Annotated in this window: 8 protein-coding genes, 1 tRNA gene and 1 pseudogene; 1 reads left to right on the top strand and 9 read right to left on the bottom strand. The window is 67.5% G+C overall.

The genetic code is table 11. The features are described from left to right. The 9 genes and pseudogenes from PO768_RS25500 to PO768_RS25460 all read right to left on the bottom strand — a co-directional run. A pseudogene (locus PO768_RS25500) lies at nt 1–433 on the bottom strand (TolC family protein); the annotation flags it as partial. Then, complete coding sequence (locus PO768_RS25495) at nt 430–3,807, bottom strand: efflux RND transporter permease subunit (RefSeq protein ID WP_272648279.1); 3,378 nt, start codon at nt 3,805–3,807, stop codon at nt 430–432. The pseudogene PO768_RS25500 and the gene PO768_RS25495, both read right to left, overlap by 4 nt. Before the next feature lie 22 nt (nt 3,808–3,829). Then, nucleotides 3,830–5,053 carry an efflux RND transporter periplasmic adaptor subunit gene (locus PO768_RS25490; RefSeq protein ID WP_272648278.1) on the bottom strand — a complete coding sequence of 408 codons (1,224 nt, stop codon included), beginning with the start codon at nt 5,051–5,053 and terminating at the stop codon, nt 3,830–3,832. A gap of 223 nt (nt 5,054–5,276) precedes the next feature. Further along, nucleotides 5,277–5,903, bottom strand: coding sequence for a 50S ribosomal protein L25/general stress protein Ctc (locus tag PO768_RS25485; RefSeq protein WP_272648277.1), 627 nt, complete (start codon nt 5,901–5,903; stop codon nt 5,277–5,279). Between the two features lie 160 nt (nt 5,904–6,063). Further along, a complete protein-coding gene (locus PO768_RS25480) occupies nt 6,064–7,026 on the bottom strand; it encodes a ribose-phosphate pyrophosphokinase (RefSeq protein ID WP_137943751.1) in 963 nt (320 codons plus the stop codon). Between the two features lie 74 nt (nt 7,027–7,100). Beyond that, a tRNA-Gln gene (locus tag PO768_RS25475) sits at nt 7,101–7,177 on the bottom strand. A 40-nt stretch (nt 7,178–7,217) separates the two neighbouring features. Then, nucleotides 7,218–8,201 (bottom strand): 4-(cytidine 5'-diphospho)-2-C-methyl-D-erythritol kinase, encoded by a 984-nt coding sequence (ispE, locus tag PO768_RS25470; protein ID WP_272648276.1) that lies wholly within the window; start codon nt 8,199–8,201, stop codon nt 7,218–7,220. A gap of 15 nt (nt 8,202–8,216) precedes the next feature. Continuing rightward, nucleotides 8,217–8,735: an outer membrane lipoprotein LolB gene (locus tag PO768_RS25465; protein ID WP_272648275.1), complete on the bottom strand. Its 519-nt coding sequence runs from the start codon at nt 8,733–8,735 to the stop codon at nt 8,217–8,219. Further along, nucleotides 8,732–10,480 (bottom strand): tetratricopeptide repeat protein, encoded by a 1,749-nt coding sequence (locus tag PO768_RS25460; RefSeq protein WP_272648274.1) that lies wholly within the window; start codon nt 10,478–10,480, stop codon nt 8,732–8,734. The genes PO768_RS25465 and PO768_RS25460 overlap by 4 nt, the downstream gene beginning before the upstream one ends. A gap of 126 nt (nt 10,481–10,606) precedes the next feature. Between PO768_RS25460 and PO768_RS25455 the strand changes: the two genes are divergently transcribed. Next, nucleotides 10,607–11,255: DNA-formamidopyrimidine glycosylase family protein (locus tag PO768_RS25455; RefSeq protein ID WP_272648273.1), on the top strand; the 649-nt coding region annotated here is incomplete at its 3' end.

Here is an 11,255-nt window from a genome sequence, read left to right as displayed (position 1 = left end):
CCGCGCGCTGCTCGCCGCTGAGGCGGCCGAACAGATCGGCCTCCCAGGCGACATCGAAGCCGGCCGAGTAGGCGCGCCGCGTCTGCGCCTGGCCCTGATCGTTTTGCGCGCGCACCCGCGCCGCGCCGGCGGCCAGGCCCACGGTGGGCAGCTGCTGGGCATCGGCAAAACGGCCCAGCGCACGGGCCTCCTGAAGATTGGCCGCAGCGATGCGTAGATCGGTATTGGCCTGCAGGGACTGGGCGATCAGCCGGTCCAGCTGCGCATCATTGAAGCCGCGCCAGAACTGGGCCACCGGCTCGCCGGTTGAAGCCTCGGCGGGCTTGTTCGCGAATTCGGCTGCCAGCGCGGGCTCATAGCGCTTCAGCTCGGGGGCGCTGGAGCAGGCGGACAGGGCCGCCAGGCACAGAAGACTCAGAGCGAGGCGCATCATGCACCCTCCTTGCGGGGCGTGGTCTCGGCATCGTCGATGCCGGGATGGAAGGGGTGGGCGGCGGCGTCGATCTCGCGACGCAGCTCGGCCGCATGGGCGCGCTTCTTCTCGGTGCTCTTGCGCAGCAGCGCGTAGAACACCGGGGTCAGGAAGATGCCGAACAGCGTGACGCCCACCATGCCGGAGAACACCGCGATGCCCATCGCGCGGCGCATCTCGCTGCCGGCGCCGGAGCCCAGGATCAGCGGGATCACGCCGGCGCAGAAGGCGATCGAGGTCATCAGGATGGGCCGCAGGCGCAGTCGGCAGGCCTCGGTGACGGCCTGCAGCATGGTCTTGCCCTGCTCTTCCAGCTCCTTGGCGAACTCGACGATCAGGATGGCGTTCTTGCAGGCCAGACCCACCAGCACGACCAGGGCCACCTGGGTGAACAGGTTCAGATCGCCGGCCTGCCCGAAGGGCGGGAAGTGCGACAGCCAGATGCCGAACAGCGCCGAGAAGATGCCCATGGGCACGATCAGGATGATGGCCAGCGGCAGGCTCCAGCTCTCGTACTGCGCGGCCAGCACCAGCACCACCAGGATCACCGACAGCAGCAGCACGGCCGCCAGGGTCGGCAGCTTGATGCCCAGCCCCGGCAAGGTGACATCGCGGGTCAGCCGGTCCTGATGGCTCAGCTCGGTCCATTCATAGCTCATGCCTCGCGGCAGGGTCTTCAGCAACTGCTCGATCTCCGCCTCGGCCTGGCCGCTGGAGAAGCCGGGGTTGGGCGAGCCGTTGATGTCGGCGCTGGGGAAGCCGTTGTAGCGCGTCACCCGGGTCGGGCCGAAGGTCGGCGATACCTCCATCAGCGCGCCCAGCGGCACCATCTCGCCGCGGGCGTTGCGGGTCTTCAGCGCGACGATATCGTCGGCCTGGGCGCGGAAGGGTGCATCGGCCTGCACGATCACCTGATAGGTCTTGCCGAAGCGGCTGAAGTCGTTGACATAGAGCGAGCCGAGGTTGATCTGCAAGGTGTCGTAGATGTCCTGCAGGCCCACGCCCATCTGCTTGGCCTTGCTGCGGTCGACATCGGCAAACAGCTGGGGCACGTTGATGTCATACATCGAGAACGGCGTGCTGATGCTGGACTTGGGATTGCCATAGGCCTGGCCCAGCACACCCCAGACCGCACCGAACAGGGCCTGCTCGCCCTGGCCACCGCGGTCCTGCACCTGGACCTTGAAGCCACCGGCGTTGCCCAGGCCCTCGACCGCCGGCGGCGGCACGACGAACATGCGCGCGCCCTGGATCTGCTGGATCGCGCCATTGACCTGGCCGAGGATCGCGTCCTTGGACAGATCGGGGCTCTTGCGCTTGTCGAAATCGGCCAGGCCGAAGAACACGATGCCCTCGTTCGGCGCGGCCGAGAAGCCGGCAAAGGACAGGCCGGGGAAGGCCACCGAGTCGACGATGCCGGGCACCTTCAGCGCGATATCGCTCATGCGGCGTATCACCTCCTCGGTGCGCTCCAGCGAGGCGCCGGCCGGCAGCTGGGCCACGCCGATCAGGTACTGCTTGTCGGGCGCCGGCACGAAGCCGCTGGGGATGCGGCTGAACAGCAGGGCCGTGGCACCGAGCAGCAGCGCATAGACCAGCAGCGCGGCCGACTTGCGCTTCAGGATGCCGCTGACGCCGCGACCATAGGACTCGCTGCGGCGCTGGAAGAAGCAGTTGAACCAGTGGAAGAAGCGTCCGAACAGCTTGTCCATCAGCTTCATCACGCCGTCCTTGGGCGCGTCATGCGGACGCAGCAGCAGGGCCGCCAGCGCCGGCGACAGGGTCAGCGAGTTGAAGGCCGAGATCACCGTCGAGATCGCGATGGTCGCGGCGAACTGCTTGTAGAACTGGCCCGACAGGCCGGGCACAAAGGTCAGCGGCACGAAGACCGCGCACAGCACCAGGGCGATCGCGATGATGGGGCCGCTGACCTCGCGCATGGCCTTGACCGTGGCCTCGTGCGGCGTCAGCCCGTCCTCCAGATTGCGCTCGACGTTCTCGACCACGACGATGGCATCGTCGACGACGATGCCGATCGCCAGCACCAGGCCGAACAGGGTCAGCGTGTTGATCGAGAAGCCCAGGGCCAGCAGCACCGCGAAGGTGCCGACGATGGACACCGGCACCGCCAGCAGCGGGATGATGGAGGCGCGCCAGGTCTGCAAGAAGATGATGACCACCAGCACGACCAGCAGCACGGCCTCGATCAGGGTCTGCACGACCTTGCTGATCGAGGTCTCGACGAAGCGTGTCGGGTCGTAGACGATGGAGTAGCTGACGCCGGCCGGGAAGCTGGGCTTGAGCCGCTCCATCGTGGCGCGCACATCGCTGGAGATGGCCAGCGCGTTGGAGCCGGGGGCCTGGAAGATGCCGATCGCGGCGGCTTCCTTGTTGTTCAGCAGGCTGCCTATCGAGTAGGTGCTGGCGCTCATCTCGACGCGGCCGACATCCTTGACGCGCAACAGCGCGCCGGTGGCGGGCTCGGCACGCACGATGATGTTGGCGAACTCCTCCTCGCTGGCCAGGCGGCCCTGGGTATTGACCGAGAGCTGGAACTCGGTGCCCTTGGGGGCCGGCGAGGCGCCGACGACGCCGGCTGCCACCTGGGCGTTCTGCTCGCGGATCGCGGCCACCACATCGCCGGCCGTCATGCCGCGGCCGGCCAGCTTCTGCGGGTCCAGCCAGACCCGCATCGCATAGTCGCCGGAGCCGAACATCAGCACCGAGCCCATGCCGGGCACGCGCAAGAGCTCGTCGCGCACATTGAGCTGCGCGTAGTTGCGCAGGTACAGGGCGTCGCGGCTGTTGTCGGTGCTGACCATGTGCACCACCATGGTCAGATTGGGCGACTGCTTCTCGGTCGTCACGCCGATCTGGCGCACGATCTCTGGCAGGCGCGGCAGCGCGCGGTTGACCCGGTTCTGCACCGCGGTCTCGGCGGCCTCCGGGTTGGTGCCGATCTTGAAGGTGACGGTCAGTGTCATGCCGCCGTCGCCGGTGGCCTGGCTGTCGAAGTACAGCAGGTTCTCCAGACCGTTGATCTGTTCCTCCAGCGGCGTGGCCACGGTCTCGGAGATCACGCGCGGATTGGCGCCGGGGAACTGTGCGCGCACGACGATTTGCGGCGGCGCGACCTCGGGATACTCGNCGGTCTCGGAGATCACGCGCGGATTGGCGCCGGGGAACTGTGCGCGCACGACGATTTGCGGCGGCGCGACCTCGGGATACTCGGAGATCGGCAGCTGGAAGATCGCCAGCAGACCGACCAGGAAGATGAAGATCGACAGCACGGTCGCGAAACGCGGCCGGTCGATGAAAAAGCGTGAGATGTCCATGGGGCTTGCCTCGCGCTCGGTCTTACTTGGAGGCAGCAGCGGCCGGTGCCGGCGCGGCTGCGGGAATCGGCATGCCCTTGTCGTCCACCTTCAGCTGCTGCGGCGTCACCGGGGCGCCGGGGAAGGCGCGCAGCAGGCCGTCGACGATGACCAGCTCACCGGGCTTGACGCCCTCGACCACCCGCATGCCGTCGATCAGCACGCCGGGCTTGACCTCGCGCGGCTGGACGATGTTGTTGGCGCCGACGACCAGCACGACCTTGCGGGTCTGGTCGGTGCTGATCGCGCGCTCGGCCACCAGGGTGGCCTGGTAGCTGCCCGAGCCGACCAGCTTGATGCGGGCCAGCAGGCCCGGCGTGAACAGGCCGGCCTTGTTGTCGAACACCGCACGGCCTCGGATGGACGCGGTGGCGGGGTTCAGGCGGTTGTCGACGAAGTCCATCCGCCCCTCGTGCGGGAAGCCGGTCTCGTTGGACAGGCCCATCAGCACCTTGTTGCCTTCGCTGCTGCGCTGCGAAGGCATGCTGCCGTTGCGGGCCGCGCGCACGTACTTCAGGTAGGTGGCCTCGCTGGCGTCGAAATAGGCGTGAATCTTGTCGCTCGAGACGACGGTGGTCAGCACCGGATCACCGACGCCGATCAGGTTGCCCGCCGTGACATTGGCGCGCGAGCTGCGGCCGGCCACCGGTGCGGTGATGCGGGTGAATTCGAGGTTCAGCTTGGCTTGCACAAGAGCGGCCTCGGCGGCCTTGGTGTTGGCCTCGGCATTGCGGGTGGCGGCGCGCAGCTGATCGATCTCCTGCTGGCTGACGCCCTGGATCGCGACCAGCTTTTGCGCACGGGCCAGTTCGCTGGCGCTGAGTTCGGTCTGGGTGCGGGTGGCCGCGAGCTGGGCCTCGGCGCGAGCGACCTCGGCGGCGAAGGGCCGCGGGTCTATGCTGAACAAGGGCTCGCCTTTCTTGACCAGCTGGCCCTCGCGGAAATGCACCTTGTCCAGCGTACCGGCCACGCGGGAGCGGATCTCCACGGTGTCGGGCGCTTCCAGCCGCGCGGTGAATTCGTCGAATTCCTGCACCTCGCGCTGCACGGCCGGCGCCACCGACACCGCCGGCGGGCCGCCGGCATGCTGCTGCTGCTCCGCCGTGCTCTGGCCGCAGCCGCTGACCAGGGCCGCGATCATCGCGCCGAGCAGGCTTATTGGTGTTGGGATGGCCGTGGCCGGATTCCGGCCCTTCTGTTTGTTCACGCTATCAGTCCTGGATACCCTCCTGCGACGCGCCCGTCCGCCTGAGGGCGGACCGTCGGCGGACCAGGCGCGACTGTAGGGGCTAGCCCCTAATCCGCCCACTCCCTAAGGTCATGCCTACTGACATCAGCATGGCAGTAGTCCAGCCGTCCTGTGCGATCTGGCCCGGAAAAAGAAAAAGGGCCCCGCAGGGCCCTTGGTGAACAAAAAAGCAGCGCAGGGCTTACTTCTTGCCCTTCTTCTTGCCCTTGCCATCGTCGGCCGGGGCTGCAGCAGCCACGATCACCTCTTCGGCGACCGGTGCCACGGCGGTGGCCACGGCGGGGTTCGGCTTGCCGTGGGTCACGACCTTGACGCCGGCGGGCAGCTTCAGGTCATTGACGTGCAGCGAGTGACCCAGGGTCAGGCCGCTCAGGTCCACCTCGATGAACTCGGGCAGTTGCTGGGCCAGGCAGGTGATGGCCAGCTCAGTGATCACGTGGTTGACCGTGCACTTGTCGGTCTTCACGGCCACCGAGGTTTCCTCGCCGATGAAGTGCAGCGGGATCTTCTTGGTGATCTTGGTGCTGCCGTCCACGCGCTGGAAGTCAGCGTGCAGCACTTGCGGCTTGTACGGGTGCATCTGGTAGTCACGCAGCAGCACTTGCGAGACGGCGCCGTTCAGTTCCATCTCGAGGATGGTGCTGTGGAAGGCTTCCTTCTTCATGGCGTGGAACAGCGCGTTGTGGTCCAGCTCGATCATTGCGGGCTCGCCGGCACCGAAGACGATGCCAGGCACCTTGCCTGCAATGCGCAGGCGGCGGCTCGCTCCGGTCCCCTGCAATGTGCGCTCAAAAGCGACGAATTTCATAACGTACTCCAATATGGATGAGCGCCCGCGACCAGGCTGCTCGGTGATGCAGCCTGTAGCGGCTGCGGCTTTGACGCTTGCCCGAGGGCAGGCGATCAGAAATTGTTGTTCTGCTCGCTGAGATTGGCCGGCACCGAAGGTGCCGGACTACTCGGACTGATCAGAAGTTGTTGTTTTGCTCCGAGAACAGCGAGGTGACCGACTCGCCGTCCGAGATGCGGCGAATCGTCTCGGCGAACAGAAAGGCCACCGACAGCTGGCGGATCTTGCCGCAGGCCTTGGCGGCGTCGGACAGCGGAATGGTGTTGCTGATCACGACCTCGTCGAGCTGCGAGCCCGAGATGCGCTCGATCGCCGGGCCCGACAGGATGGGGTGGGTGCAATAGGCGAAGACGCTCTTGGCGCCGCGGTCCTTCAGTACCTCGGCGGCTTTCACCAGGGTGCCGGCGGTGTCGATCATGTCGTCCATGATCACGCAGTTGCGGCCGTCGATCTCGCCGATCACATGCATCACTTCGGAGACATTGGCGGCCGGGCGGCGCTTGTCGATGATGGCCAGGTCGCAACCCAGCTGCTTGGCCAGCGCGCGGGCGCGCACCACGCCGCCGACATCGGGGCTGACCACGACCAGGTTCGAGTAGTTGCGGGCCTTCAGGTCCGACAGCAGCACCGGGCTGGCGTAGATATTGTCGACCGGGATGTCGAAGAAGCCCTGGATCTGGTCGGCGTGCAGGTCCATCGTCAGCAGGCGCTCGACGCCGACGGTCTCCAGCAGATCGGCCACCACCTTGGCCGAGATCGGCACACGGGTGCTGCGGGGGCGGCGGTCCTGGCGGGCGTAGCCGTAGTAGGGGATCACGGCGGTGATGCGGCGAGCGCTGGCGCGCTTCAGGGCATCGACCATGATCAGCAGTTCCATCAGGTTCTCGTTGGTCGGCGCGCAGGTCGGCTGGATCACGAACACGTCGCGAGCACGCACGTTCTGCTGGATCTCGACGGTGACTTCGCCATCGGAAAAGCGACCGACCACGGCGCGTCCGAGCTCTAGGCCCAGATGGGTGGCGATTTCCTGGGAGAGAACCGGATTGGCGTTACCGGTGAAGAGGACGGTATTGAGCAGCACGAGCGGGCCATCCTTTGAATCAATGGCCCCGTGGCCAGCCCAGCGGGTCCCGGAGGTGAACAACTAAAGAAATTTGGCAGGGGCGGAAGGATTCGAACCTGCGCATGTCGGAATCAAAATCCGATGCCTTAACCAACTTGGCGACGCCCCTACACAGGACACTGCAGAGCTGCAGCACCCTATAACCTTGCTCAGTCTTCGGCCCATCCGCACAGCGGGTGAACGTCCAAACTGCGGCACATCTTAGCAACCCATCCGGTGGGCAGATCAGACATGCCATCTTTCCCGCCTGCTGCCGTATCCACTCTCGCGAATACCGCGCTGCCCGAGCCCGTCATCCGGCTATTGCCGAACCGTTCCTCTAGCAGTTGCAGAGCCTGGACCACTTCGGGGCAGCTTGCCTCGGCCGGTTTTTGCAGGTCGTTTCGACCAAAACCATTCGCCAGCAGCGCCACACCTTCTGCATCCAATCTCACCACATCAGCTGCTTGCGACTCTGACAAAACATCCCGTGAACTACTTGCTGTTGCACTCAATGTTTCGTTTTTGTCTTCGCTGCTATTGTGTGCAGGAAAGCCCGCTACTATAGCCACGGATTTTGATCTTGCCAAGAGGGGGCTCGAAAATATTTGCTGTGTCGAGATGCCGGTGGGCGGTTTGAGCACGGCAAAGCCCAGCGGCGGCAGGGTGATCGGGTGCAGGATCTCGCCGATGCCCTCGACAAAGGCATTGCGTCCGCCGATGAAGAAGGGCACATCGGCGCCCAGCTTCAGGCCCAGCGCCAGCAGACGCGAGCGTGGCCAGTTCAGGTCCCAGAGCCGGTTCAGCGCCAGCAGGGTGGAGGCGGCATCCGAGGAGCCGCCGCCCATGCCGGCGCCGGCCGGCAGGCGTTTCTCCAGATGGATGTCGGCCCCGAAGCCGCAGCCGCTCTCGGTCTGCAGCAGGCGCGCGGCGCGCAGGCAGAGATCGTCGGCGGGCAGGGCGGCCGCCGCATGGTCGCCATCATGACGGGCCAGTTGGCCGTCGCTGCGGCGTTCGAAGTGCAAGGTGTCGGCCCAGTCGATCAGCGCAAAGATCGACTGCAGCAGGTGGTAGCCGTCGGGCCGCTTGCCGACCACATGCAGGAACAGGTTCAGCTTGGCCGGGGCCGACACATCGTAGAGAGCGAGAGGCATAGGTACAAAAAGGAATCAGCGCTCCAGGCGGGCGCGCAGGGTGACGGCAGGCGCGGCCTGGCGCTTGGCCAGCACCAGGCCGGTATCGAACCGGGACAGATCGACCTGCCAGCCGAGCTGCGAGAAGCCGCCGCCGGCCAGGGTTTCGCTGGCTGCGCCGGGCCAGGGCCGGCCGCGCAGCCAATCGAACAGCGCGGCCACCGGGATCGCCTCGCCCAGCAGTTCGCGGCTCAGCGCGTCCAGATCATCGAAGCGGCGCTCTTCCTTGGGGGTCTGCAGCCGCACCTCGCTGCGTGACCACAGCGCGCGCGCCAGCAGGCTGCCCAGCGGCGTGCTGAGTTCCAGCTGCCCGGCGCTCGGCGAGCCCCTCAGCTCGAAGGCGGCATTGCCGCCCTGGCCACCTTCGACCAGCACCGAGAGCCGGCCGCTGAGGCTCAGATCGCCTTCGGTGGGGATGTGAACCGGCGGGGGCTGCAGCCCGGCGCAGGCACTGAGCAAGACCGCCAGTGCCAGGCCGGCCCAGCGTCGGCTCATCGGCCGGCCTTCAGGCGCTGGCGGGTCTCGCGCAGGGCCTCGTTCTTGGGGTCGCGCTTGGCGCCTTCGCCCCAGACCTTGCGGGCCTCTTCCTGCTGGCCGCTGACCCACAGCACCTCGCCCAGATGGGCAGCGATCTCGGCATCGGGCCGCGACTGATAGGCCTGGCGCAGCAGGCGCAGCGCCTCCGCGTGATTGCCCATGCGGTATTCGACCCAGCCCAGGCTGGCGACGATAAAGGGCTCGCTGGGCGCGTACTGCAGCGCCTTGGCGATCAGGGTCTTGGCCTCGGGCAGGCGCTCGTTGCGCTCGGCCAGCGAGTAGCCCAGCGCGTTGTAGGCGTGGTAGTGCTCGGGCTTGATCTCCATCACGCGGCGCAGCAGCTGCTCCATCTCGTCCATGCGTCCGAGCTTCTCGGACATCATGGCCTGCTCGTAGAGCAGGTCGGCATCGGCCGGGAAGCGGGTATTGGCCTGGGCCAGCACCTGGTGAGCGGCCTCCCATTGGCGTGCATCGCGCAGCAGCTGGGACTCGGCCATCAGCGTGGCGCGTGCATCCTCGTCGCGCTCGGTCGGCAGGGCCTGCAGCAGCGCACGGCCCTTGGCCAACTGGCCCTGGCGCGCCAGCAGCGAGGCGCGGCGATAAGTGACCTCCAGCGCGCGCTGCGGGTTGTCGATGCGCGCCAGCCAGGCCTCGGCCGCCTTCAGGTCGCCGCGCATCTCGGCCGCCTGGGCCAGCAGCAGCCAGGCCTGCTGGCGGGAGTCCTTGTTGCCGTCCTTGTCGTCAAGCCGCTCCAGAAAGGCCTGCAAGGCCTTCTCGGCCGCCTCGGGATGGCGCAGGTCCAGCTCCAGCGCACCCAGCACATACCAGGGCTGGCTGTCGTCCGGCCTGGCCTGGGTGACGATGCGGAACTCGCGAGCCGCGTCGGCGGCGCGCTGGGCGCGTGCCAGCGCGCGGCCGTAGGCCAGGCGCAGATCGTAGTGATCGGGCTTGGCCTGCAGGCGGGCGGCGATCAGGCTCTCGGCCTCGGGCTTGCTCGGCAGCAGATCCAGCGCCAGCAGCAGCGGCTCATCGGCCTCGGGGAAGTCCTTGGCGGCGGTCTGGGTCAGGTTCAGGGCCTTGTCCGCCTGCTCGGCGCTCAGCGCCAGCCGGCCCTGCACCAGCAAGGCCATCATGCGGGTGGCCGGCTGCGCGGACGCTGCCTCCAGCACCGGGGCCAGCGCGGCATAGACCCGCTTGGGCTCGGGTGCGCGCTGGAACAGGCGCGGGATCGAGGCCAGCACCACATTGCGCTGCGGCTCGGGCGTGATCGCCAGCATGCTGCGCAGCGGCGCCACCACTTCCTCCGGCTTGTTCAGCGCCACCAGCAGCTGTATCACCATCTGGTGCGCCTCGACCGAGTCGGGGATGGCCTCGCGCCAGGCGCGGGCGGCGATCAGGGCCTGGTCGCCGGCGCGGGCCTGCAGCGCGATATTGACGACGCGGCGGTAGAGCTCGCCGTCGCTGGTGCGGCGCGCCGCATCGAGCAGCACCTGGAAGGCCACGCCGGGCTGGCCCGAGCGCAGCTCCATCTCGCCGACCAGCAGCTGATAGAACAGCGGCGCGTCCAGATCGGAGTTGCTGGGCGTGGGCGCACTGGCCGCCGTGCTGGCCTGGGCCAGCGGGCTCAGCAAGGCCAGCACAACAAGGCCGGAGGCCGCCAGCAGCCGGGCCGGGCCGGTCGGGCGAGGGAAGAACTTGGGCATGACAGCTCCTGAGAACAGCGTTCGTGTTGCGCCCACTATGCAAGCGCCACATTGCTGGATTGTTGTTGATTCTAGAAGTGCGCCCCCGGACCAGGGCCATGCCAGAGGCCACTTATCATCCGCGCCATGCCCGAACTGCCCGAAGTCGAAGTCACCCGCCGCAGCTTTGCCGATGCGATCGCCGGCGCGCGCGTGCAAGGGGTGCGCCTGGGCAAGCCGCTGCGCTGGCCGCTGGGCGTGGCCGAGCAGGCGCTGCTGGGCCGCGAGGTCGGCGCGGTGACACGGCGCGGCAAATACCTGTGGCTGCCCCTGCATGGCGGTGGCGAAGGCGCAGGTTCTCGGGGCGGCGGCCTGCTGCTGCACCTGGGCATGTCGGGCTCGCTGGCCTTCCAGACCCGGCCGGCCGAGCCGGGGCCGCACGACCATTTCGATCTGCGCACCAGCCAGGGCCTGCTGCGGCTGAATGACCCGCGGCGCTTTGGCGCCGTGGTCTGGTCCGAATCGCTGGAGCAGGGGCCGGCGGCCAAGCTGCTGGCCGGCCTCGGGCTGGAGCCCTTCGACCCGCGTTTTGACGGCCCGCATCTGAAAGTGGGCCTGTCGGGCCGCCGTGTCGCCGTCAAGCAGGCCCTGCTGGCCGGCGACATCGTCGTCGGCGCCGGCAATATCTACGCCTGCGAGGCCTTGTTCCTGGCCGGCATCGACCCGCGCGCCCAGGCCGGCCGCCTCAGCGGCCCGCGCTGCGCACGCCTGGCCGCCGCAGTGCGCCAGGTGCTGG

This window comes from Paucibacter sp. XJ19-41 (genome assembly GCF_028462495.1).
In the GTDB taxonomy this organism is placed as follows: Bacteria; Pseudomonadota; Gammaproteobacteria; order Burkholderiales; family Burkholderiaceae_C; genus Roseateles_E.
The sequence above is the reverse complement of the archived record's forward strand: the minus strand, read 5'-3'. Positions and strand labels throughout refer to the sequence as shown.